Annotated in this window: 16 protein-coding genes; 6 read left to right on the top strand and 10 right to left on the bottom strand. The window is 69.7% G+C overall.

All coding sequences use genetic code 11. The features are described 5' to 3' along the window. Positions 1–28 precede the first annotated feature (28 nt). A complete protein-coding gene (locus NK718_RS11235; protein ID WP_254741899.1) occupies positions 29–736 on the top strand; it encodes a GntR family transcriptional regulator in 708 nt (235 codons plus the stop codon). Here the strand turns inward: NK718_RS11235 and puuE are convergent. The 3 genes from puuE to NK718_RS11220 form a co-directional block, all read right to left on the bottom strand. Then, positions 727–2148: an allantoinase PuuE gene (puuE, locus tag NK718_RS11230; RefSeq protein WP_254741896.1), complete on the bottom strand. Its 1422-nt coding sequence runs from the start codon at positions 2146–2148 to the stop codon at positions 727–729. The two genes, NK718_RS11235 and puuE, sit on opposite strands and share 10 nt — an antisense overlap. A 142-nt stretch (positions 2149–2290) precedes the next feature. Beyond that, positions 2291–3763, bottom strand: a complete 1473-nt coding sequence (locus NK718_RS11225) for an amidohydrolase family protein (RefSeq protein WP_254741892.1) — start codon at positions 3761–3763, stop codon at positions 2291–2293. Next, positions 3760–4692 carry a sugar phosphate isomerase/epimerase family protein gene (locus NK718_RS11220; protein WP_254741889.1) on the bottom strand — a complete coding sequence of 311 codons (933 nt, stop codon included), beginning with the start codon at positions 4690–4692 and terminating at the stop codon, positions 3760–3762. Before NK718_RS11220 ends, NK718_RS11225 begins: the two co-directional genes overlap by 4 nt. A gap of 230 nt (positions 4693–4922) precedes the next feature. Between NK718_RS11220 and NK718_RS11215 the strand changes: the two genes are divergently transcribed. Continuing rightward, positions 4923–7106, top strand: coding sequence for a malate synthase G (locus NK718_RS11215; RefSeq protein WP_254741886.1), 2184 nt, complete (start codon positions 4923–4925; stop codon positions 7104–7106). 112 nt (positions 7107–7218) lie between these two features. Here NK718_RS11215 and NK718_RS11210 read toward each other — a convergent pair whose 3' ends face one another. The 3 genes from NK718_RS11210 to NK718_RS11200 all read right to left on the bottom strand — a co-directional run bounded on the left by NK718_RS11210 (position 7219) and on the right by NK718_RS11200 (position 12039). Beyond that, positions 7219–7413, bottom strand: coding sequence for a hypothetical protein (locus NK718_RS11210; RefSeq protein WP_254741883.1), 195 nt, complete (start codon positions 7411–7413; stop codon positions 7219–7221). Between the two features lie 363 nt (positions 7414–7776). Continuing rightward, positions 7777–9534, bottom strand: a complete 1758-nt coding sequence (locus NK718_RS11205) for an ethylbenzene dehydrogenase-related protein (protein ID WP_254741880.1) — start codon at positions 9532–9534, stop codon at positions 7777–7779. 162 nt (positions 9535–9696) lie between these two features. Then, entirely contained in the window at positions 9697–12039 is a 2343-nt protein-coding gene (locus tag NK718_RS11200) for a Tex family protein (protein ID WP_254741877.1), read from the bottom strand. Positions 12040–12314: 275 nt separating this feature from the next. Between NK718_RS11200 and NK718_RS11195 the strand changes: the two genes are divergently transcribed. Then, on the top strand, positions 12315–13418 hold the full coding sequence (locus NK718_RS11195) for a TRAP transporter substrate-binding protein (protein WP_254741874.1): 1104 nt from the start codon (positions 12315–12317) through the stop codon (positions 13416–13418). A gap of 80 nt (positions 13419–13498) precedes the next feature. Here NK718_RS11195 and NK718_RS11190 read toward each other — a convergent pair whose 3' ends face one another. Further along, positions 13499–13957, bottom strand: a complete 459-nt coding sequence (locus tag NK718_RS11190; RefSeq protein ID WP_254741871.1) for an Lrp/AsnC family transcriptional regulator — start codon at positions 13955–13957, stop codon at positions 13499–13501. 268 nt (positions 13958–14225) lie between these two features. On the opposite strand from NK718_RS11190, the gene NK718_RS11185 reads away from it, so the two are divergent. Further along, entirely contained in the window at positions 14226–17681 is a 3456-nt protein-coding gene (locus NK718_RS11185; protein ID WP_254741869.1) for an indolepyruvate ferredoxin oxidoreductase family protein, read from the top strand. A 6-nt stretch (positions 17682–17687) separates the two neighbouring features. Here the strand turns inward: NK718_RS11185 and NK718_RS11180 are convergent, their stop codons facing one another. Beyond that, positions 17688–19112: a pilus assembly protein TadG-related protein gene (locus tag NK718_RS11180; RefSeq protein WP_254741867.1), complete on the bottom strand. Its 1425-nt coding sequence runs from the start codon at positions 19110–19112 to the stop codon at positions 17688–17690. 613 nt (positions 19113–19725) lie between these two features. Between NK718_RS11180 and NK718_RS11175 the strand changes: the two genes are divergently transcribed. Beyond that, positions 19726–20112 carry a PRC-barrel domain-containing protein gene (locus tag NK718_RS11175; protein ID WP_254741865.1) on the top strand — a complete coding sequence of 129 codons (387 nt, stop codon included), beginning with the start codon at positions 19726–19728 and terminating at the stop codon, positions 20110–20112. 329 nt (positions 20113–20441) lie between these two features. Here the strand turns inward: NK718_RS11175 and NK718_RS11170 are convergent, their stop codons facing one another. After that, positions 20442–21614, bottom strand: coding sequence for a flagellin N-terminal helical domain-containing protein (locus NK718_RS11170; protein WP_256515559.1), 1173 nt, complete (start codon positions 21612–21614; stop codon positions 20442–20444). A gap of 255 nt (positions 21615–21869) precedes the next feature. Between NK718_RS11170 and NK718_RS11165 the strand changes: the two genes are divergently transcribed. Further along, positions 21870–22871 (top strand): Tim44 domain-containing protein, encoded by a 1002-nt coding sequence (locus tag NK718_RS11165; RefSeq protein ID WP_254741861.1) that lies wholly within the window; start codon positions 21870–21872, stop codon positions 22869–22871. 58 nt (positions 22872–22929) lie between these two features. Here the strand turns inward: NK718_RS11165 and NK718_RS11160 are convergent, their stop codons facing one another. After that, positions 22930–24282 (bottom strand): malonyl-CoA decarboxylase, encoded by a 1353-nt coding sequence (locus NK718_RS11160; protein WP_254741859.1) that lies wholly within the window; start codon positions 24280–24282, stop codon positions 22930–22932. Positions 24283–24435 lie beyond the last annotated feature (153 nt).

The following is a 24435-nucleotide window of genomic DNA, read 5'->3' as shown; positions in this document are numbered from 1 at the left end:
CCATGAATCATGCACGAACGGATCGGCGATGGCCAAGGCCGCAAAACCCGCGCTGGACGAAAAAAGCGGCTCGCGCATCGACGCGATCTACCAGGCGCTGTTCAAGGCCATCCTGGCGCAGGAGCTCCTGCCCGGCACGAAGCTCAGCGAAGTCGCCATCGGCGAGCTGTTCTCGGTCAGCCGCACCATCGTGCGCGCGGCGCTGAACCGGCTGCATACCGAGTCGCTGGTCGAGTTCCGGCAGAATCGCGGCGCCTTCGTCGCCTCGACGACGCCTGACGAAGCGCGCCAGGTCTTCGAGGCGCGCAACGCCATCGAACGCGAGATCTTCCGCAAGCTGGCGACCGTCATCACCGACAAGCAGATCGCCCAGCTCGAGCAGCACCTGGAGGAGGAGCACAACGTCGACAGCCACGACCACGCGCGCGCCATCTTCCTCTCCGGCGAGTTTCACCTGCTCGCCGCGCACATGTCGGGCAACGAAGTGCTCGCGGGCTTCCTGAAGTCGCTGATCTCGCGGACTTCGCTGATCCTGGCGCAGCACAGCACCCACGTGGAGTCGGACTGCAGCGTGGACGAGCACGCCGACGTGCTGCGCGCGCTGCGGGCGCGCGACCCCGACGCGGCCGGCCAGGCCATCGTCGACCATCTGCGGCAGGTGTTCGAGCGCGCCAACATCGCCTCCCCCCGCCGGGTGGAGCGCGATATCGGCGCGATCCTGGCGCGCTACGCCTGACCTTCGGCCTGCACGAACGCCGCCTCCACGTTGATCAGCGCGATGCGCTCGGCCTCGCGGGCCGCGACCTCGATTTCGGCTTGCGCGTCGTTCTCCATCCGCGCATCGAGCGTCGACAGCAGCGACGCGGCGGAGTGGCCGCGCACCGCCACGACCGCGTCGAAACCGAAGCGCTCGCGATAGGCGTCGAGGCGCGCCAGCAAGCCTGAGCGCTGGCCTTCCGTCATGGCGTCGAGGCCGTCGCCCTGCGCCTCGTCCGCGACGATGCGCGCGGCCTCGATGCGCCGGTTCAGCGGCGTGTAGCCGCGCAGCACGTTCAGCCGTTCCTCGGGCGAGCCGGCGCGGAACTGCGTGCGCAACGCGAAGAACAGGCCGTAGGGGCTGTCGTTGGCCGGCCCCAGCTCCGCGTCCCAGGCGCGCTCGGCGATCCACTCGCCGTTGCGGAACGCCGAGCCGAAGCGGGCCATGAACCCGGCGCGGTCCAGCCGCGAGGGCGTCAGCGCCGCCGGCCGGTGCGGATGGGTGCGCGCCCAGTGCCGGGCGATGTCGATGCGGCGGGCGAACCAGACCTTGTCGTGCGACCCGACATACTCGAGGAAGCGCCGCAGCGCCGCCGCCCGGCCCGGCCGGCCCACCAGCCGGCAGTGCAGCCCGACGGAGAACATCTTCGGCCGCCCGGCCGCGCCCTCCGCGTAGAGCACGTCGAACGTGTCCTTCAGATACGCGAAGAACTGGTCGCCCGAATTGAAGCCGTTGGGCGTGCCGAACCGCATGTCGTTGGTTTCGAGTGTGTAGGGGATGATCAGCTGCGCCCGGCCGGCGTGCTCGCGCCAGTACGGAAGGTCGTCGTCATAGGTGTCGGAGACGTATTCGAACCCGCCCTCCTGCGACACCAAATCGACGGTGTTGACCGAGCAGCGCCCGGTGTACCACCCGCGCGGCCGTTCGCCGGTGGCCAGCGTGTGGAGCCGGATCGCCTCGGCGATCTGCTCGCGCTCCACCTCCGGCGGCATGTCCTTGTGCTCGACCCATTTGAGGCCGTGGCTGGCGATCTCCCAGTCAGCCTCCTGCATCGCGCGCAGCTGCTCGGGCGAGCGCATCAGCGCGGTGGCGACGCCGTACACGGTGACGGGCGTGCCCAGTTCCGTGAACATCCTGTGCAGCCGCCAGAAGCCGGCGCGCGCGCCGTACTCGTAGACGGATTCCATGTTCCAGTGCCGCTGGCCCGGCCACGGCACGGCGCCGGGGATCTCCGACAGGAAGGCCTCGGAGGCTGAGTCGCCGTGCAGAATGCAGTTCTCGCCGCCCTCCTCGTAGTTGAGGACGATCTGCACGGCGACGTTCGCGCCGCCCGGCCAGGCCGGATTCGGAGGCGAGGCCCCGTAGCCCCGCATGTCGCGGCTGTAGCGCATCGACGCTCCCTTTTCGATGGATGGCGATGAACCGGTCTTCGCATGGAAGCGGGCCGGGTTCAACGGGGTCTCGTGTACGATGTGACGCGTGATTGTATCCGATAAGATCGGACGCGGATCATGCGCCGACGCGCGGGCCGCCTCACTTCGCCCAGGGCGGGGCCGGCGGCACGATGGGCTTGTCGAAGGTGCGGTAGAGCTGGCCCCAACCCGGCCCGTGCATGTGGTCGGCGAGGCCCGCGCGCTCGACCAGCGCCCGCGCCTCGCGCTCGCCGTGGTCCAGAGCGTCGCGCATGTCGACGGTGAGGATTTTGCGGTCGCGCATCACCACCTTGCCGTCGACGATCACGGTGTGGACGTCGCCGCCCACCGCCTGGTGCATCATGCGATGCACGACCATCCAGTTCGGCGTCAGATGGGGCTGGCGCATCTCGAGGATCGCCACGTCCGCCTTCTTGCCGGCTTCGAGCGAGCCGATCTCGTGGTCGAGACCCAGCGCCTTCGCGGCGTCGATGGTGATCATCTCGAACAGCTTGCCCGGCGGCAGCAGGTACTGGTCGGCGTGCAGCATGTGCTGAGCGAATTGCGCCATCCGCGCCATCTGGAACAGGTCGAACGGCCGTCGCGGCGAGGTGCCGTCCGTGGTGATCGCGACGTTCACGCCTTTCGAGATCATGTCGAGGATCGGCGCCCGCCCGCCCGGCGAATGTGTCATGTGGGTGCCGGTCTCGGCGAGGATGTCGACCTCCTCGTGCGACAGGCCGATGCAGTGCTGCAGGTGGATGTCCGGGCCGAGCAGCGCGTTCTCCTTGTCCTGGAAGGCCATGCGCACCTGCCCGGCGAAGGCGTCCGAGTGGATGCGCAGCTTCCACTTGCGGGCCGTCTCGCGCACGCGGCGCGCCTGCATCCGGTCCTCGGCGGTGAGGTTCACCGCCTTGTCGGGCGTCGTCGGGTTGGACGGGTCCACCGAGGGCACGATGGTGAACGGCGTCAGGTACACCCTGATGCGCCCCTCGGCGCTGCCGTGGGCCGCCTCGACCACCGCCTCCGCGCCCTCGATCATCTCCTCGAACGCGACGTCCCGGCGCTCGGGCCGGCCGCTCTCCCAGCGGGTCACCGGATGCGGCCAGGGCAGGCCGGCGGGCCCCACGCACAGGATCTCCTTGATCCCGACCTCGGAATAGGCCCGCGCGTGGTTGAGCGCGAACGCCGGATCGTCGCTGCGCGGCATCGAGGCGATGATGCTCGCGCCGGTGGTGATGCCGGCGCGCAGGCGCTCCATGGCCGAGACGAGGCCGTCCGCGTACCAGAACTCGCGGGTGACGTAGTGGTAGTAGGTGGGCGTGACGATCCGCATCCACAGCGAGGGGCTGTCGGCGGCGATGCTCTTGATGAGCGAATGCCCGGCATGGCCGTGCGCGTCGACAAGGCCGGGGATGATGAGCTTGCCCCGGCAATCAATCGTCTCGCTGGCCGGGTAACGCGCCGCCAGCTCCGCGCTGTCGCCGACTTCGACGATGCGTCCGCCGGCGATGGCGACCGCGCCGTCCTCGATGATGCGGCGCTCGCTGTCGACGGTGACGACGGTTCCGTGGGTGAGAAGAAGATCTGTCATGTGAGGAGCTTTCCGAGCGCGTGGGGCAAACGATCCGTCGGGCGGGTCTGGTCCCATGGCGCGTCGCGCGGGCCGAAGGCCTGCGCCATGGCGAGGACCGAGGCGAATTCCGGGAGAGCAATGTCGGGCTGGGCCGCGAGCCAGGCGCGGTCGAACACCGGCATGGCGAACTGGCCGCTGTGCATCTCGATCCAGCGCGGCGCGTCCGGGGCCAGGGCGAAAATGTCGTCCCATGGCAGCACGCCCTCGCCGAGCGGCGCGAGGTAGCGGCGCACGCCGGCGTCCTCGTAGCGCAGCACGGCGTCGTCGATGTGGACCTGGGCGATGAAGGGCGCCACGCGCCGCGCGGCCTCCAGCGGATCCTCCATCCGGCAGACCACGTTCACCGGGTCGAACGCAACACCGAGGAGCTGCGGGCCGACCGTCTCGACGAGGCGGACGACCTCCCCGGTCGTGATCTCCTCGTGCGTCTTGATGAGCAGGCGCGAGCGCGTGTCGCGCAGCAGCGGCGCGCAGCGCAGAAGCAGCGCCGCGACCGCGTCGCGCTGCGCCCGCCACGTCACCTGCGCGTGGAAGCGGTCCTCGATCATGCCGATGACGAAGAAGAGATCGTGGATGCCGATCCCGGCGGCGAGGCCGACGAGGCGGCGCACCCCGGCTTCCAGGTCGCCGTCGCCCGCGCGGGCGACGGGCTCGCCCCGGATCGGCAGGGCCGGGTTGACGACGCCGAGGCTGGCGGAGATGCGCAGCCCGAGCCGGTCCGCCTCCGCCCTCGCCTCGCGCAGCTCGCCCGCGTCCAGCGTCGGGCTGAGTTCCCACAGCGAGTTGAAGAGCACGCCGGCGAGGCCGAGGTCGGCCGCCGCGCGCAGCGCCTGCGCCGCGCCCATCTCGCGCCCGCCGGGCAGTGAGCTCTTGACGATCCCGATCATGCTTCGGCCTCCAGAAGCGTGCGACGCGGCGGCTGCAACAACTTCGTGTATCAGAAATTGCTTGTCAATGGATACAATCTTTGCGACACACGGAACCTGCCGGACGGCCCCGCGGTCGCGTTCGCCTGCGCCGCGCAATCAGCGCTGGGATGCGCGTGCGACCGCCGGTAAGCTGGCGGCAACACCGGCCCGGCCCCGCGCCGGCCCCTTTCGTGCGAGGAACGCCTGGAATGACCACCGATCGTTACGACTCCATCGCCGGCCTGCGCGTGCATCCCGCGCTGCGCGCCTTCGTCGAGCAGGAGGTGCTGCCCAGCGCCCGCATCGCGCCGGCCTCCTTCTGGGAGGGCTTCGCCGCCATCGTGCGCGACCTCGCGCCGAAGCATCGCGAACTTCTCGCCCTGCGCGACGAGATGCAGGCCAGGATCGACGCGTGGCACCGCGAGCGCCGGGGCCAGCCGCACGACGCCGCCGCCTACGAGAGTTTCCTGCGCGAGATCGACTATCTGCGCCCCGCCCCGGCCGCCGACGCCTACAAGGTGGCGACGAAGAACGTCGACGCCGAGATCGGCACGCTTGCCGGCCCGCAGCTCGTCGTGCCCGTCTCGAACGCGCGCTACGCCCTCAACGCCGCCAACGCGCGCTGGGGCAGCCTCTACGACGCGCTCTACGGCTCGGACGCCATCCCCGAGGACGGCGGCGCCGAGCGCGGCCGCGGCTACAACCCCGAGCGCGGCCGCCGCGTGGTGGCGCGCGCCCGCGCCTTCCTCGACCAGGCCGCGCCGCTGGCGGCGGCAAGCCACGCCGAAGCCGCCGGCTACACCATCGAGCGCGGAAGGCTGGAGGTTTCGCTCGCCAATGGCGGGCGCTGCGGCCTGAAGGACCCGCGCCAGCTCGCGGGCTTCCTGGGCCCGCGCCACGCGCCCACCTCGGTGCTGCTGGTCGACAACGGGCTGCACGTCGAGATCGTCATCGACCGCGACAGCCCCATCGGCAAGGGCGACGCCGCCGGCGTGGCGGACGTCGTCGTCGAGGCCGCCGTGTCGACGATCATGGACCTCGAGGACGCCGTCTCCGCCGTCGACGCCGAGGACAAGATCGTCGCCTACCGCAACTGGCTGGGGCTGATGAGCGGCGCGCTCACCGCGCCGGTGGAGAAGGCGGGCGGCACATTCGAACGCAAGCTGGCCGAGGACCGCGTGTTCACCACGCCCTCCGGCGGCACGCTGACGCTGCACGGGCGCTCGCTGATGCTGGTGCGCAATGTCGGCCACCACATGTTCACCGACGCCGTGCTCGACGAGAGCGGCCAGGAGATTCCGGAGGCGATCCTCGACGCCGCCGTCACCGTCGCCAGCGCGCTGCAGGATATCCGCGGCGAGAACCGCCTGCGCAACAGCCGCACCGGCTCGATCTACGTGGTCAAGCCCAAGATGCATGGGCCGGACGAGGTCGGCCTCGCCGACGCGCTGTTCAAGCGCATCGAGGAACTGCTGGGCCTGCCCAGGTACACGATGAAGATCGGCGTCATGGACGAGGAGCGCCGCACGACGCTGAACCTCGCCGCCTGCCTGTCGCGCGTGCGCGACCGGACGGTGTTCATCAACACCGGCTTCCTCGACCGCACCGGCGACGAGATCCACACCTCGATGGAAGCCGGCCCGATGGTGCGCAAGGGCGAGATGAAGGGCACGGCGTGGATCCGGGCCTACGAGGCCAACAACGTCGACGTCGGCATCGCCCGCAACCTTCCGGGCCGCGCGCAGATCGGCAAGGGCATGTGGGCGGCGCCGGACCGCATGGCGGAGCTGCTGGCCGAGAAGATCGGCCATCCCCGGTCCGGCGCGACGACGGCCTGGGTGCCCACCCCCACCGCCGCGACGCTGCACGCGCTGCACTACCACGCCGTCGACGTCGCCGCCGTGCAGGACGCGCTGCGCGGGCGCGGCGGCGACGCGCTCGCCGAGCTGCTGACCATCCCGCTGGCGACGCGCGCCTATTCCGCCTCCGAGATCCAGGACGAGCTGGACAACAACCTCCAGGGCCTGCTCGGCTACGTCGTGCGCTGGGTCGACCAAGGCGTCGGCTGCTCGACGGTGCCGGACATCCACGACGTCCGGCTGATGGAGGACCGCGCCACGCTGCGCATCTCCAGCCAGCACGTCGCCAACTGGCTGCACCACGGCGTGGTGTCGGAAGCGCAGGTGCGCGACACGATGCGGCGCATGGCCGAGGTGGTGGACCGCCAGAACGAGGGCATGCCGGGCTATCGCCCGATGGCCCCGGGCTTCGACGGCCCGGCGTTCAAGGCGGCGGAGGACCTGGTGTTCAAGGGCCGCGAGCAGGCCAACGGCTACACCGAGCCGACCCTGCACACACGCCGCCGCGAGGCCAAGGCGGCGCGGACGAACTGAGCCGCAGAGGCCCGCCTTCCAGCGGGCCGTCCCAACCTCGGGGCCCGCCTTCCGGCGGGCCGTTTCCCGACTCCGGGCCCGCCCTTCGGCGGGCCCTTCGTCTTCTCCCGCGTCACGGCGCGTCGCCCGCGCCCGTTCCGTCGAACCGCGCCAGCAGGGCGTTGATGCGGATCAGCGTGTCCGCCGCCCCGTCGTCGCGCGCCGCGCGCCAGGCGTTCCGGCCGCCGTCCTCGCGCCGGTAGAGTTCGCTCGCCACCAGTCCCTCCCCGCGATGGCAGATGAACTGGTAGGCGCGTCCGTCGATCACCGCGAAACCGCGCCGTCTTCCGTTCGGCGGCTCGGGGACCGTAAGGTGAATGATGCGATCTTCCAACATAGCCAAGTACAAACGCCGGCCCGTGACTTCGGTTGCGCTTGCGATTGGCGGACGGGATTGCAGGCGGCGCGCTGCGCCGCCGAAGATGCTGCATCAGCTAGCGAATCATCTTGTGCCGGCTGCTCGCATTTTAGGCACGCACGCGCCAGCCCGGGCGGAAAGTCCGGCGCGCAACCCTTCGGGCGGACGCGCGTTTTCGTACGATCGAGGAGCGAGGTCCTCGACTCCGGTGTGACTTGCGGCGACGTCGATACGCCCCCCTCCGGCGTCGCCGCTCTCCTCCCGTCTCCCCGTTCAGCCGAACGTCATCATCACCGGGCGCGCATGGCGCGTGTGGCGGGTCTGCGTGTGGTCGAACACCGACACCCAGACATAGAGCGTCTTGCCGGTGGTGAAGTCGACGTCGAACTTCGAGCCGGTCTTCAGCCGCCGCTTCACCTCCAGCGTCCAGTGCCCCTCCTCCCAGTGCGCGCCGACGCTGAGGTCGCCGCGGTCGCCCTCGTTCGTGCCGGAGAGCACGACGCCGGGGATCACCGTGCCGACCGGGATGGTGGCGTCGGCCTCGCGTGAGTACGGGACCGAATTGGTGTCGTCGAGCCACCACACGCTGTTCTGCTCGTTGCTGGCGTCGGGGTCGGCCATGTCGACCTTGCCCATGGCGGCCTGCATGGCCTTCACGTCCCTGGGCAGGCGCTGCGGCTGGAACGGCCCCTGGTAGCCGCCCGGCCCGTCGAACGGGAAGTTATAGGTGTAGATGCCGTGCCCCGGGTCCGGCCAGTAGCCGCCCTGGTAGCGGGCGCGGCGCGCCGCCTGGTCCGGCGTGGGCTCCTGGGGCGCGCCGATATACATGTCGTCCATCAGCCCCAGCACGCCGCCGCGCGAGGACTTCCACTGCCACATGTCGATGATCGCGCCGTCGGTGGTGTAGTGCAGGCCGCGGTCGTTCAGCGACGGCGGCTTGTCCTTCACCGGCCTCGGCCCGAGATGGGAGACGCCCCCGGAGCCGAAATCATCTCGCTCGGCGAAGATCACCGCGAACTTGTCCTCGTAGAAGTCGACCACGTCGGCGTTGCCGGCGTCGTGGCCGATCATGCGCCAGCCGTCCGCCTCCTTCCTGATGGGCAGCCGCCGCAGCGACAGGCTCGGGTCCTCCCATTGGAAGGCGAGGTAGATGTTGGCGTCGTCGCGCACGGCGCGCATCTCGACCAGCGACTCGCCGGTCCCGCCCAGGTTCGCGCCCTGCATGGTGTGGATGAAGACCGGGCGCGCCGCCTGCCAGGCCTTGTCGTCGAGCCGCCCGTCCAGCTTCGGCGGGACCGCGACGAGGTTGACGCGCAGCGTGTCGCGGGTGGCGTAGTCGGTCAGCGCCACGGCGCAGGCCGCCCCCACCCCGACGAGCAGGCCGACGGTGAGCGGCTGGCGCATCCGCGCCGCGTCCGGCAGGCCCGTCGGCCTGAACAGGCGCAGCAACTGGTCGAGCCCACCATAGAGGAAATGCACGGCCACGTGGGCGACGACATAGGAGAGCATGGTGTAGGCGAGCACCGTGTGCAGCCAGGTCAGCCAGCTTCCATAGCCGAGATAGAGCGCGACGCCGGTCGCCGTCATTAGCGCGATCAGCAGGTAGCTCGCCCAGTGCAGCGCCACGTTGACGGCGTTCCAGCGCGCCTTGGTCGGCCCCGCATAGGCGATCACGGCGACGCGCCGGGGCGAGACGCGCGCGCCCAGCCGGGCGCGGATCATGTAGAGCGCGTAGGCGAGCGCGGAGACGATCAGCGTCATGCCCGCCACGAAGTGCCACGTCCACACCTCGCCCTGCGGCAGGATGGGCGACAGCCACTTCGAGAAGGTCGAGTCCCGTTCGTCGGCGGCGATGCGCAGCCCGGTGAACAGGCTGCCGAACACCGCCGCCACGCACAGCCAGTGCAGCACGATGGTGCCGGTGTCGGAGCGCGAATGGCGCGGCTGGTCGGCGCGCGTCGCGTCGACGTCCCGCGCGGGTTCCGGCTGTGTCCGCGCCGGAACGGACTGCTTGTCGTAGGCCAGGCTCATGGCGCACCGCTCGCGTCGATGGAGGATGCGTCACCGTGCGCAGCGTTGCCTTAACATTAAGTTATTGATTAAATTACAATAAATTTCTGCGAATAAAACGGATGTACTCTCCGGGCCCGGCCCTTTGAGGGAGGCTGCATTGGTCGGGGCCGTCGCCCGCCCTCAGCCTTTGTCGCGCGAGCGCGCCCGCGCCAGCGCGTCGGCGAGCGCGCCGCCCGTCGGCTCGCGGCGCTCCGGCTTGCGTTGCTGGCCCGCCTCCGGCCGCCCGCCGCGCTCCGGGGCGTGCCCCTGTCCGCGTCCCTGCCCGCGCTCCTGCGAAACCTTCGCGTTCGCCTCGTCGTCGAGACGCATGCTGAGGCCGATGCGCTTGCGCGGCTTGTCGACGGAGACCACCTTCACCCGCACCACGTCGCCGGGCTTTACCACGTCGCGCGGGTCCTTCACGAAGGTCTTCGACAGCGCCGAGACGTGGACGAGCCCGTCCTGATGGACGCCGATATCGACGAACGCCCCGAAGGCGGCGACGTTGGTGACGACGCCTTCCAGCACCATGCCGGCGCGCAGATCGTCGATCTTCTCCACGCCCTCCCGGAAGCTGGCCGTCTTGAACGCCGGTCGCGGATCGCGGCCGGGCTTCTCCAGCTCCCGCAGGATGTCGGTGACGGTCGGCAGGCCGAAGCGCTCGTCGGTGAACGCCTTGGGCTGCAAGCCGCGCAGCAGCGTGGCGTCGCCGATCAGCGCCCCGATGTCGCGCTTCGTCGCGGCCATGATGCGCCGCACGACCGGATAGGCTTCCGGATGCACGCCGGAGCGGTCGAGCGGATCGTCGCCCTGCGCGATGCGCAGGAAGCCGGCGCACTGCTCGAACGCCTTGGGGCCGAGCCGCGGCACGTCGCGCAGCGCCGAGCGCTTGCGGAACGGACCGTTGACGTCGCGGTGCGCGACGATCTGCTCGGCCAGCGACGACCCCACGCCCGACACCCGCGACAGCAGCGGCGCGGAGGCGGTGTTGACGTCAACGCCCACCGCGTTGACGCAGTCCTCGACCACCGCGTCCAGCGCCCGCGACAATTTGTGCTCCATGATGTCGTGCTGGTACTGCCCGACGCCGATCGACTTGGGGTCGATCTTGACCAGCTCGGCAAGCGGGTCCTGGAGGCGGCGGGCGATCGACACCGCCCCGCGCAGCGTCACGTCGAGCCCCGGCAGCTCCTGCGAGGCATAGGCCGAGGCCGAATAGACCGACGCGCCCGACTCCGACACCATCGCCTTGGTCAGCTTCAGCTCGGGGTGGCGCTTCTGCGTGTCCATGACGAGCCGGTCCGTCTCGCGCGAGGCGGTGCCGTTGCCGACCGCCACCAGCTCCACCCCGTGCCGGCGGCACAGGGCGGCGATGACGGCGATGGATTCGTCCCACTGGTTGCGCGGCTCGTGCGGGTAGATGGTGGCGGTGTCGAGCACCTTGCCGGTGCTGTCCACCACCGCCGCCTTGACGCCGGTGCGAAAGCCCGGGTCGAGCCCCAGCGTCGGCCGCATCCCGGCCGGCGGGGCCAGCAGCAGGTCGCGCAGATTGGCCGCGAACACGCGCACCGCCTCGGTCTCGGCGGCCTCGATCAGCCGCATCCGCAGATCGAGCTGCAAATTGGGCTGGATGCGGGTGCGCCACGCCCAGCGCGCGGCGTCGAGCAGCCAGCGGTCGCCCTTGCGGCCCTGGTCGGCGATGCCGAAGCGGGCGGCGACGCGGCCCTCGTAGAGGCTCGGCGCGCCGGGCTCCAGCGGCGCGGGCTCGGGCGAGAACTCCAGTTGCAGCGCCTCCTCCTTCTCGCCGCGCAGCATGGCGAGGATGCGGTGCGACGGCAGCTTCTGGAAGGGCTCGGCGAAGTCGAAATAGTCCTTGAACTTGGCGCCCTGCTCCTTCTTGCCGTCGCGCACGGTGGAGACCAGCCGGCCGCGCGACCAGTAGGTCTCGCGCAGCTCGCCGACCAGCCCGGCATCCTCCGAGAAGCGCTCGACGACGATGGCGCGCGCGCCCTCCAGCGCGTCGGCCGGCGTGGCGACGCCCTTGTCGGCGTCCACGAACGGCGCGGCGCGCTCCGCCGGGTCCATCGAGGGATCGGCCAGCAGCGCCTCGGCGAGGGGGGCCAGACCGGCCTCGCGGGCGATCTGCGCCTTGGTGCGGCGCTTCGGCTTGAAGGGAAGATAGAGGTCCTCTAGCCGCGCCTTGGTGTCGGCGGCCTCGATGGCCGCGCGGGTGGCGTCGTCCAGCTTGCCCTGCTCCGCGATGCTGTCGAGGATGGCGGCGCGCCGCGCCTCCAGCTCGCGCAGATAGCGCAGCCGCTCGTCCAGCAGGCGCAATTGCGCGTCGTCCAGCCCGCCCGTCGCCTCCTTGCGGTAGCGGGCGATGAACGGCACGGTCGAGCCCGCATCGAGCAGCTCCACCGCCGCGACCACCTGGGCTTCGCGGCATTGCAGGTCGTTGGCGAGACGCGCGCTGATCGAATCCATGGTCCCTCGGAAGCAGCCAATCTGACCCCGATGCATGGCCCACTCCGCCCGCCGGGGCAATTGCCTCCCGCCCTCAATCCCCAGCAAGCCCGCGCGGCCGATCGGCCCGCCCCCGGCCCCTGCGCCCTCGCCTGCCCGCTTGACGGCGCGCCGGCCGGGACAGCACAAAGGACCGCCGCGCGAGGCCGGGCTGAGGCAGATCAACGCTTCCGGCGTCGCCGCGCGCGAAAAAATGCGAGAACTCCAGCGCGCAAGCGACACAGGGAAGGACGAGTATGACCGCGCCCCAGACTCCCCGCCGCCAGTTCCTCAAGACCGCCGGGCTCGCCGCCGCGGGCTCCGTGGTCGCCGCCCCGGCGATCGCCCAGAGCGCGCCGGAGATCAGCTGGCGGTTGACCTCGAGCTTCCCGAAGTCGCTCGACACCATCTACGGCACCGCCGAGACGCTGTCGAAATACGTCTCCGAGGCGACCGGCGGGAAGTTCAAGATCCAGACCTTCTCGGCCGGCGAGATCGTGCCCGGGCTGCAGGCGCTCGACGCGGTGCAGACGGGCTCCGTCGAGTGCGCCCATACGCCGACCTACTTCTATATCGGCAAGGACCCGGCGCTGGCCTTCGGCACCGGCGTGCCGTTCGGCCTCAACGCCCGCCAGCAGCACTCCTGGTGGCACTTCATGCAGGGCCGCGAGATGATCAACGCGGTGCTGGAGCGCTACAACGCCGTGGCCTATGCCTGCGGCAACTCGGGCGCGCAGATGGGCGGCTTCTTCCGCAAGGAGATCAAGGACGTCGCCGATCTCAACGGCCTCAAGTTCCGCGTCGGCGGACTAGCCGGCCAGATCCTCGCCAAGCTCGGCGTCGTGCCGCAGCAGATCGCGCCCGGCGACGTCTACCCGGCGTTGGAGCGCGGCACGCTGGACGCGGCCGAGTTCGTCGGCCCCTACGACGACGAGAAGCTCGGCTTCCTGCAGGTCGCCAAGTACTACTACGCGCCCGGATGGTGGGAGGGCGGCGCCATGCTGCACCTCGTCGTCAACAAGCAAAAGCACGACGAGCTGCCGGCCACCTACAAGGCCATCCTCGCCAATGCCTGCGAGGCCGCCAACAACTGGATGCTGGCCAAGTACGACGCCGTCAACGGCCCGGCGCTGCGGCGCATGGTCGAGAAGGGCGCGGAGCTGCGCTTCTTCTCGCCCGCGATCATGGACGCGGCGCTGAAGGCCTCCAACGAGGTCTACGCCGAACTCTCCGCCAAGAGCCCCGACTTCAAGAAGGCGTGGGACTCGGTGCAGGCCTACCGCAACGAGGTGCTGCCCTGGTGGCAGCTCAACGAGTTCCAGTACGACAGCTTCATGGTGCGCACCCGCGGTCGCTCCTGACGCCCTGGGCGGAGCGCGGCGCGGCCGCCCTCCGCCCTGCCCTCCCTCGCCGCGCTGGGCCGCCGGCGCGGCCGGCCCGGTCAGCCCTGGAACGGCAGGGCCACCTTGGCCTTGATCTCCTTGAGCACCACGTTGGTGCGGACGTTGCGGATGCCCGGCAGCCGGAACATGAACCGGTCCAGGAACTCGTTGTAGGCGTGCATGTCGCGCACCACCACGCGCAGGTGGTAGTCGGCGTCGCCGGTCGTGGCGAAGCACTCCAGCACCTCCGGCCTTGCGCTGACCCGCGACACGAACTCGTCGACGAACTGGGCGTCGTGCCGCTCCAGCGAGACGTGCAGGATCGCCGACATGGCGAAGCCCGCCTTCTCGCGGTCGACCAGCGCCGCGTAGCCGGTGATGACGCCCGCCTCCTCCAGCGCCCGCACCCGCCGCCAGCACGCCGAACCGGACATGCCGACCTGCTCCGCCAGCAGCTGGTTGGTGGCGCGCCCGTCCTGCTGCAACCGCGCCAGGATGCGCTCGTCCTGCCGTTCCATGTCGCCCTCCGCCGGCGGTGGAATTTGCCGAGTTCCGCTCTATTCCGGTCAGAATAACCAGACCGCCCAGCCGCCGTCGAACAATTAGAAAAATCCTGCCGGGCGGCCGCGCTAGACTCGCCGGACGCGAGGTTTGGAATCCGACGCGAATTCGCGAATGGCGGAACCGCAATCGCGATCGCGGCGGTCTTCCAGGCCGAACACGGCGCGGAACGGCTCGGTTTCGAGGCCAGTTCCAGTGGAAGACAAAGAGGACGGGAGGGTCGGCATGAACGCCCATTCGGGTCTGGACGACTACCGCCTGGAGGACCGCTACACGCGCACCGAAGGCCGCGTCTACCTCACCGGCACCCAGGCCATCGTCCGCATCCTCCTCGACCAGGCCCGCCGCGACCGCGCCGCCGGCCTCGACACCGGCGGCTTCGTCTCGGGCTATCGCGGCTCCCCCCTGGGAGGGGTCGACCTCGAGCTGTGGCGGGTCCGCGAGGCGCTCGCCCGCGACCGGATCGAGTTCCTCCCCGCCGTCAACGAGGACCTCGCCGCCACCGCCGTTCTGGGCTCCCAGCAGGTGGAGACGAACCCGGCGCGCCGGGTCCAGGGCGTCTTCGGGATGTGGTACGGCAAGGGCCCCGGCGTCGACCGCTCCGGCGACGCCCTGAAGCACGGCAACGCCTACGGCTCCTCCCGCCATGGCGGCGTGCTGGTGGTCGCCGGCGACGACCACGGCTGCGTCTCCTCCTCGATGCCGCACCAGTCCGACGTCGCCTTCATGAGCTGGTTCATGCCGACCCTGCACCCTGCCAGCGTCGCCGAATACCTCGCCTTCGGCGAATACGGCTACGCGCTGAGCCGCTTCTCCGGCATGTGGGTGGGCTTCAAGGCGGTCTCGGAGATCGTCGAGTCGGCCATGTCGGTGCCGCTCGCCCCCGACCGGGCGTTCGCCGCGCCGGACTTCACCCCGCCGCCGGGCGGCCTGCACTATCGCTGGCCGGACCTGCCCGGCCCTCAGATCGAGGAGCGGCTGGAGGCCAAGAAGCACGCCGTCTACGCCTTCGCCCGCGCCAACCCCATCGACCGCCGCCTCTACGACGTCCCCGGCGCGCGCTACGGCATCGTCACCAGCGGCAAGGCCCATCTCGACACGATGGAGGCGCTGCGCCTGCTCGGCCTCGACGAGGCGGCCTGCCGCGCCCACGGCATCGACATCTACAAGGTGGGGATGGTCTGGCCGCTGCCGCTGCACGACGCGCTGGAATTCGTGACCGGAAAGCAGGAAATCCTCGTCGTCGAGGAGAAGCGCGGCATCATCGAGAGCCAGTTCAAGGAATATTTCTACGACTATCCCGGCTCCAAGCCCGAGCGCATGGTCGGCAAGCACGACGAGACCGGCGAGCGGCTGACGCCGTGGACGGGCGAGCTCTCGCCGCGGCTGCTGGCCCCCATCCTGGCGCGACGGCTCGACCCCTTCGCGCCGGACCTGCGGCTGCCCGAGCGGGCGCAGGCGCTTCTCCCCGCCGCCGAGCGGGCCATCTCCATCGCCGGGGCGACCCGCACCCCCTATTTCTGCTCCGGCTGCCCCCACAACACCTCGACGCGGGTGCCGGAGGGCTCCCAGGCGCTGGCCGGCATCGGCTGCCACTTCATGGCGAGCTGGATGGACCGCGACACCTCCTCGCTGATCCAGATGGGCGGCGAAGGCGTCAACTGGGCGGCGTCGTCGCGCTTCACCGGCGGCGGGCACGTGTTCCAGAACCTCGGCGAAGGCACCTGGTATCACTCCGGATCGATGGCGATCCGCCAGGCCATCGCCGCCGGCGCGAACATCACCTACAAGATCCTCTACAACGATGCCGTGGCGATGACCGGCGGCCAGCCCGTCGACGGGCCGATCAGCGTCGAGGCCATCGCGCAAAGCGCGCGCGCCGAGGGCGTCGAGCGCATCGCCGTGGTGTCGGACGACCCCGACAAGTTCGCGCCCTCCTCCTTCCCGCACGGGACCACGTTCCACCCCCGCGACCGGCTGGACGACGTGCAGCGCGAACTGCGCGAGCGGCGCGGCGTCACGGTGCTGATCTACGAGCAGACCTGCGCCACCGAAAAGCGGCGGCGGCGCAAGCGCGGCCTGATGCCCGATCCCGCCCGTTTCGCGGTGATCAACGACCTCGTCTGCGAGGGATGCGGCGATTGCTCGGTGGCGTCCAACTGCCTCAGCGTCGAGCCCGTCGAGACGCCGTTCGGGCGCAAGCGGCGGATCAACCTGTCGAGCTGCAACAAGGACTTCTCCTGCCTCGAAGGGTTCTGCCCGAGTTTCGTGACGGTCGAGGGTGGCCGCCGCCGCGCCCGCGACGCCGCGCCGCCCGCCGAAGCGAACACGCTGCCCCACCCGGTCCTGCCCGCGCCCGACAAGCCGTTCGACCTGCTGATCACGGGCGTCGGCGGCACCGGCGTGGTCACCGTCGGCGCGCTCGTCGGCATGGCCGCGCATCTCGAACGCCGGGGCGTCGTGGTGCTGGATTTCACCGGCTTCGCGCAGAAGTTCGGCCCCGTGCTGAGCTTCGTGCGGATCGCTCCGACCCCGGCGGCCCTCAACCAGCCGCGCATCGACCAGGGAGCCGCGGACGCGCTGATCGGGTGCGACGTGGTGGTCAGCTCGTCGCCCAAGGCCTCGGGAACCTACCGGCGCGGCACGCGAGCCGTGGTCAACACCGCCGAGATGCCGACGGGAGACGTCGTCCGCCGGCGCGACGCCGACCTGAAGACAGGCGAGCGCCTTTCGGCCATCGCGGCGGTGATCGGCGCGGAGAACCTCGCCGCCTTCGACGCCAACGCCGCCGCCGAGGCGCTGATGGGCGACGCCGTCTACGCCAACATGATGATGCTGGGCCATGCGTGGCAGAGCGGGCTGGTGCCGGTGAGCCTCGAAGCGCTGATGCGCGCCATCGACCTCAACGGCGTGGCCGTGGAGCGCAATCGCCACGCCTTCACCTGGGGCCGCGTCGCCGCGGCGCGCCCGCAGGACCTGGCAAAGGAAATGGCCGGGGAGCGGGGCCCTGCCCCGGCCGCGGCCGACACCACCGACGAGGCCATCGCCCGGCGGGTCGCGTTCCTGACGCAGTACCAGGACGAAGCCTACGCCAGGCGCTACGCGGCGCTGGTGGAGACGGTGCGCCGGGCCGAGGCGCGCTTCGGCGGCGAGGCGCTGACCGACGCCGTGGCGCGCGCCCTGTTCAAGCTGATGGCCTACAAGGACGAGTACGAGGTCGCCCGCCTCCACATGGAAACGGGCTTCCGGGAACGCATCGCGCGGGAGTTCGAGGGCGATTTCCGCATCGTCCACCATCTCGCGCCGCCCTTCCTCCCGTCGGAGCCGGACGCGCGGGGACGGCCGGGCAAGCGCGCCTTCGGGCCATGGATCGCCACGCCGATGCGGATCCTCGCGCGGATGAAGCGGTTGCGCGGCACGCCCTTCGACCCGTTCGGCCGCACGCGGGAGCGGCGCGAGGAGCGAGCGCTGATCGGCTGGTACGAGGGGCTCGTGGCGGAGATCGTGGGCAGGCGCGGCGCGGCCCCGCCGGACGCCCTGCTGGCGCTCGCCCGGTTGCCGCTCGACATTCGCGGCTACGGCCCGGTGAAGGACGAGGCGATCGCGCGGGCGCGCGCCGAGGCGGCGCGGCTCCTCGCCGAGATCCGCGCCGACGCCCGGCCCCCGCTCGCGGCGGAATGACCAGCCTCAGCGGTAGAGGACGACGATGTCCTTCATGATCTGGTTCGACGTGTTGCTGGGGGTGGAGAGCCCCTGGAACTCGCCGTAGATCGTGTTGTCGCTGCCCTGCGACGCGGCCGGGCGGGTGATGAAAAACTTCGCCGTGGCCACCACGGGAACGTTAGACTGGTTGCCGTTGAGGCCACCGGCCGGGCAGGTGACGATCGCCATGTAGATCGTGCGCCGGTCGTCATAGAGGTCGGGGTTGACGCTCGTGTTGCCGCATTCCGGCCTGGCGAGTTCGCCGTTGATCTTCGGGCTGGACAGGGGATCGCCCGGCGACCGCAGGTCGGTCGCCGCGAGGGCCTCGGCCTTCTCCTTCAGGTAAACGTCGTGGCGCGTCGGCGGCGTCGTGGTCGACCAGCCGTAGGAGGATGGCGGGGCGGCCCCGCCGTGTCCCACTTTCCAGTAGTTCAGCCAGTCCCAGCCGCTCGTTCCGTCGCCGCCCATGGCGAGCGCTTGCTGCGCGGCGGTGGCGTTCACAGTGTCCTGCGCCGGGTTGGCGTTGCACGCCTGCCCGCCGGTATAGGTGTAACCCTTGCGGACAACGCGCGCCGGCGGGTAGCTCGCGTTGTTGTTCATGCTGGCGTAGGGCGGATTGTAGACGCCGAAGCGGAAATTCACCGCCGCCACGACCGGACTGGGATTTCCCGTGCGCAAATCGACGCCGCGCGTCGAGAAGCACACGTTCGGATTGAGCCCGCCGATCTGCTTGGCGACGCTCTTGGTTCCGTTGGCCGACGTGTCGGTGGTGTCGACCGCGTCGAGGAAGCCGAAATTGCCCGAGTTGAAGGTGTTGCCGGACGGGTATTTGAGAATGACCTCCTTGCCCACCGCGACCGAGCCGTTCGTGTAGCCGTCATCGCACGCGAAAAGCGGCACGACGCGACAGAACACGTTGCCGAAGCCGGCCACCGCGACGCCGCCCGTTCCCATCGCCGTTCCGTTCAGGCCGACGAGTTCGAGCGGGAACACGGTGGTGAGGTTCGCCTGGGTCCGCACCTCAATGAAGCGCGCCTGCGCTTGCGCCGTCTCCGCCAGCGCGGTGGACGTATCGAGATCGGTATCGTCCGCCGGAAGGCTCGAATAGAAGCGGATGGCCGAGGGCGTGACCGCCACGCCGTCAACCGTGTTCTGGGACGCCATCAACCCGTTGACGGCGAGCTTGGCGCGGTCGATCGAATCGGCGGACCCGTCGAGTTCCGCCGCGCCGGCGAGCGCGAAGGCGTCCGCCGCCTTCTGGAGGCTGCTCTGCGTCGCGTAGAAGCGGCTGATGTCGATGGCCAGCGCCGCGCCGCCGATCAGAACCACGATGGACATGGCGACCAGCGGGAGCACGACCCCCGTTTCGTCGGAGCGGAAACGCCGCAGCATCGTATTGTCGTCGATCATGGAGCACAGGTCCTGCCCGGACAGCGACTGTGACATTGGCAATTGACAATGTAAAGGTATACTGAAAGTTAATGATGTTACTCAATCGGAGCGCTGACTTCGATGAGTTCGCTTTTTTGGAACCGTTGAACACATTGCGTCTCCAGCACTATCGATCGGACTGGATACGGCCTTCTCGGGACGATGGCGTCTACCTACGGTCAACTTGAGCGGAGCCATTTGGTGCAGGCGCACCTCGACATGATCGAGGGATTGCGAGGCACGGTAGGCGCGCTCGCGCACCATTTCGTCCCAAAGAAAGGGCCGCCCCGTATTTCTACGTGGCGGCCGGATGAACTGAGGCTTTGAATACTGACCTACGGCAAAACCGCATCCTTGAAACAAAGACAATTTCGCACCTCTGCTGAGCCCAAGTCAATAAATTCGGGGTACGGCCTAATACAGAGGTCTCTATCTTAGCAATCTGCTCCGCCTGAGTTGACTATTGTCATGATAAATACCAGCGAACGCCGAATTTGTCCTCTCAGGCATCCCCGATTTGCTGATTCGGAACGAATCGGAACCGCCACGTCCGCCGGGCATTGCCCCGACGGGGCGGAAGCAGGAGATGACCATGAGCATGAGCGAACGAACCGGCGCGCGAACCGGCAAGCCCCTCATCGAAAGCGACCGCGTCGAGGGTACGGACGTCTACAGCCCCGACGGAACGAGCATCGGCTCGATCAAGCGCCTGATGATCGACAAGGTGAGCGGAAAAGTCGCCTACGCGGTGATGGGCTTCGGCGGCTTCCTCGGCATGGGCGAGGAAGAATATACGGTGCCCTGGAGCAAGCTGGACTACGACACCTCGCTCGGCGGCTACCGGACCGACATCACCGAGTCGCAGTTGCGCGGCTCCCCGACGTTCTATCGCTCCGGAGACTACGACTGGAGCGACCGCAATCGGGAACGCGAGCTGCACGACTACTGGGGCGTGCCGTTCTACTGGGGCGGCGTGTGACGCGCGCGGCGAGGGCTGGCGCAAAAGCCCGCGTCCGCCCTCGCCCCACCGCGGATCGAACAGGCTGACCGGATCGCCGCGGCGGCGCGACGGAACGCACGGTCCCGGCGATGCGTTGGGCCAACCGGGACAAGGAACGGAGCGCCATGGCGGACCAACACGACGCGCACGATGCGGACGGCAACGGGATCAGGAACGGCGTGATCATCTCGATCACGCTCGCGGCGATCGTCATCGTCCTGCTGTTCCGGATGATCCCGGGCTGACGCGGACGCGAAAAGGGCGGAGCCGAAGCCCCGCCCCTGACGTTTTCGGTGGACGGTCCAGGTTCACCCAAACATGCGCAGAACGGCCTGATCGGCCTGGTTCGACAGCGACAGCGCGGTCTGCGACAGCTGCTGGCGGGTCTGCAGCGCGAGCAGGGTCGCCCCCTCCTCGTTCTGGTCGGCCAGCGTCAGCGCGTCCGAACCGGTCGTCAGCGTCGAAATCAAGCCCTTCGTGAAGTCCTGACGGTTCTGCACCACCGAGAGGTTGGCGCCGAACGTCGAGGCCTGCGCGCGCAGCGTGTTGGACGCCGTCGTCAGCTTGTCCAGGAACGACTGCACGTTGGCGTCGCGCTGGAAGCCGTTGGTGGCGCTGCTTGAGGCGGACAGGCCGAGGCCGGCGGAGTCGAAGGTCACGCCGGTGATGGTCAGCGACGAGCTGCCGTCCTCGTTGAACGTCACCTTCAGAGCGTTGCCGCCGAGCAGATTGACGCCGTTATAGCTGGCGTCCTTCTGCAGCTGGTCGATCTGCGTGAGCAGCTGGTCGAACTGGCCGGCCAGCGTCGTGCGGGTGGTGTTCTCCTGCGCGACGGTGCCCGAAGAGCCGATCAGGTTCTTCACCGTAGCCGTGCTGCCGGACGCAGCGGTGACGGACAGCTCGTACTTCTTGTTGTCCATCGACTCGATTTCGATCTTGCCGTCCGAATTCAGGGACGCCTTGACCGAAGCGCCAGCGGTGGCGTTGAGGGTCGCGTTGTTGTTGATGCCGTCGATCACGTCCTGGACCGTGTCGCCGGCCGCGATGGTAATCGCCGTCACCGCGGTGCCCCCGTCGACGGCCACTTCGATCTTGTCGCCGGCCGTGAACTTGAGGTCGGTGATCAGGTCGTCGGCCGCCGCGACCGTCTTGTTGCCGACGATCTTGTTGGTCGCCGCGGACTGCAGAACCTGGCGCAGCGTGCCCTGGGCGGTCTCGATCAGCTTCTTGATCGCGGTGATGCCCTTGTCGGCGGCTTCGAGCACCTTGGTGCCCTGGCCCATGTCGTCGAGCAGGCGGCCGAGGTCGCCGGCGCGGTTCTGAAGGCCCGCGGCCACGAAGAAGGACGCCGGGTTGTCCATAGCCGAGTTGACCTTCTTGCCAGTGGCAAGACGGTTCTGAATCGTCTGGGACATAGCGGCGGTGTTCTGGAGAGAAGTCAGCGCATTACGAACGCCGACAGAGAGAGAAACGGAAGACATGGCGCTAACCTTCTGGTTGGCTAATGAAACGACAGCTTGTTCTGCTGTACGGTCGCAATCTGCGCGCGAAGTTGTGAACGGATCGTTGCAACCGCCGTTATTTTTGCCCGGCGGACGACACGTTATCCGCGCAGTTAACGCTTCCTTGTCGCGCGCTGGCCCGGAAACAGGTGCGGAAGGGGTCTTTTTCGGCGGGCTTCGCCTTCCCATATGAACCTTCGCGCGCCTCGGGCGCGCACCAGGCAAAGGATGACGATGACCGTGTTCTCCCTCTCCCGTACGCGCCGCGCGGTGATCGTGGCGACCGCCGTCCTGGCGCTCGGCGCCGGCATCGCCGACGCGCGCCCGGCGGGCGGCGGCAGCTTCGGCAGCCGGGGAGCGCGCACGTACAGCGCGCCGCCGCCGACCAGCACCGCCCCGCGCACCGCCGCGCCGATCGAGCGCTCCATCACCCAGCCCGGCCAGCCTGGCATCGGGATGCAGCGCCCGGCCCAGCCCGCCCAGACGGGCGGCTTCCGGCCCGGCTTCGGCACCGGCCTGTTGGGCGGCCTGCTCGGCGCGGGCCTGTTCGGGATGCTGTTCGGACACGGCATGTTCGGCGGGCTCGGCGGCATCGCCTCGCTGTTCGGCCTGCTGTTGCAGCTCGGCCTGATCGCCGGCCTCGTGATGCTGGCGATGCGCTTCTTCCGCAATCGCAACGCGCCGGCCTATGCCGGCCCGGGCGGCCAGCTCGGCGACCCGGCCTCGCCTGTGCAGCGTTCGGCCCTCGGCGGCGGCCTCGCGGGCGCGCTCAGCGGCGGACTTGGCGGCCTCGGCGGGTCTCGCGCCTCCAATTCGGGCGAGCGCGCGGACGACGTGGGCATCGGCCCGGCCGACTACGAGGCGTTCGAGCGCAACCTGAAGGCCGTCAACGCGGCCTGGGACAGCGAGGACCTCGGCGCGCTGCGCGGCCTCGCGACCCCGGAGATGGTGTCCTATTTCGGCGAGGAGCTGGCGGGCCATGCCGGCCGCGGGCTGCACGACCGCGTGTCGGACGTGAAGCTCCTGCAGGGCGACCTCGCCGAAGCGTGGCGCGAGGGCGGCACCGACTACGCCACCGTGGCGATGCGCTTCTCGCTGGTGAACGCGCTCACCGAACGCGCCACCGGCCGCGTGATCGAGGGCGACGCCCAGCGGCCGCAGGAGGCCACGGAAGTGTGGACCTTCCGCCGCGAGCGCGGCGGCCCGTGGATGCTCTCAGCCATCCAGCAAAGCTGACCTCGCTGACATCGTCGGCATGGAAAAACCCCGCCTCCCGGCGGGGTTTTTTGCACCGTCAGGGCGCTTCGGCCGGCGCCTCGCGCGCCGGGACGGCGGGCGGCAGCGCCCGCTGCACGGAGCGCGCGGAGGCGACGACGCCCTTCTCGGCATAGGCCTCGTGGTTCGCCTCGATGTCGTCGAGGTCGTAGCAGTAGTTCACCATCAGGCCATGCGACTGGCGGAGCCCCTTGGGCGACACGTCGCCGAGCGGGTTCAGCCGATCGAGCCGCGCGCCGTTGCCGAGGTGGAAGCGCGCGACCGGGTCGAGCGGCCGCCCGTTGCGCCCCTTGGCCCGCAGGAAATAGGCCGCGGCGGCCGGCAGCACGGCGCGCCGCGCGTCCTCCGCCCTGGCCGGGTCCTCGTGCCAGCCAGGCTCGTCGAGCGCCGCGAGGCCCGCCAGCGTCTCTGCGTCGAGCGTCGTCGGGTTGTCGCGCTCCCGCCTGAGCCAGCTCGCGAAGCCCGGCACGGGCGACAGGGTGACGAAGGTCTTCAGGTTCGGCAGTTCGCGCTGCAGGTCCTCGGCCACTTGCTTGATGAGGAAGTGGCCGAACGACACGCCCGCCAGCCCCTTCTGTGTGTTGGAAATGGAATAGAACACCGCCGTCGTGGCGTCCTTGGCGGGCAGCGGCGTCCGCTCGGCGGCCAGCAGGGGCGCGATGGCGGCCGGCGAGGTCGCCGTCAGCGCCACCTCCACGAAGATCAGCGGCTCGTCGACGAGCTGCGGGTGGAAGAAGGCGAAGCAGCGCCGGTCGGTCGGCTCCAGCCGATTGCGCAGGTCGTTCCAGTCGCGGATCTCGTGCACCGCCTCGTAGCGGATGATCTTCTCGAGGATGTTGGCGGGCGTCGTCCAGTCGATCGGCCGCAGCACGAGGAAGCCGCGGTTGAACCACGACGAAAAGAGATGGCGGAAATCGGCATCGACGACCTTGAGGCGCGGCTCCTCCGGCAGCATCTCCAGCAGGTCCTCACGCATCCGCACCAGCGCCGCCGTGCCGCCGGGCGCGAGATTGAGCCGGCGGATCAGCTCCTGCCGGCGCGATTCCGCCGCTTCCGAGAGGGCCGCCACCGTCGCCACGTCGGGATCCTGCCGCCAGGCCTCCACCGCCTGGGCCAGACGTACCGGATCGGGGCCGAAACTCTCGGCCAGATCGAGCAGGAAGGCGCGCCGCGCCTCGACGGAGGCCGCGCGGTAGGTGTCGAGGATCGAACGCGCCAGCGCCACGCCTGAGGCCTCGCCTCGCCGCGACAGCAATTGGTGGGCGAGCGCCGGCAACTGGCCGCCCGCCAGCGCCCCGCGCGGCAGGCCGAGCAGGGACCGGCTGCGCTCCGTCAGGGTCTGCAGCATGTCGTTGAAGAACGATGACGGCATGTGGTGTTCGTCTCCCGACCCGAATGGCGTCGCATGCCCCCGGTCATTGTCGCCGGGGCCGGCTTGGCGGATCAAGCCCTGCTTGCGGGCGAACGACGCGGGGCGCGCGTCGGTTCACGCCCGCCCGTGGTTGATTTTTCGGCAGGCTCCGTG

It is taken from the genome of Alsobacter ponti (genome assembly GCF_024294805.1).
Taxonomy (GTDB): Bacteria; Pseudomonadota; Alphaproteobacteria; order Rhizobiales; family Beijerinckiaceae; genus Alsobacter; species Alsobacter ponti.
The sequence above is the reverse complement of the archived record's forward strand: the minus strand, read 5'-3'. Positions and strand labels throughout refer to the sequence as shown.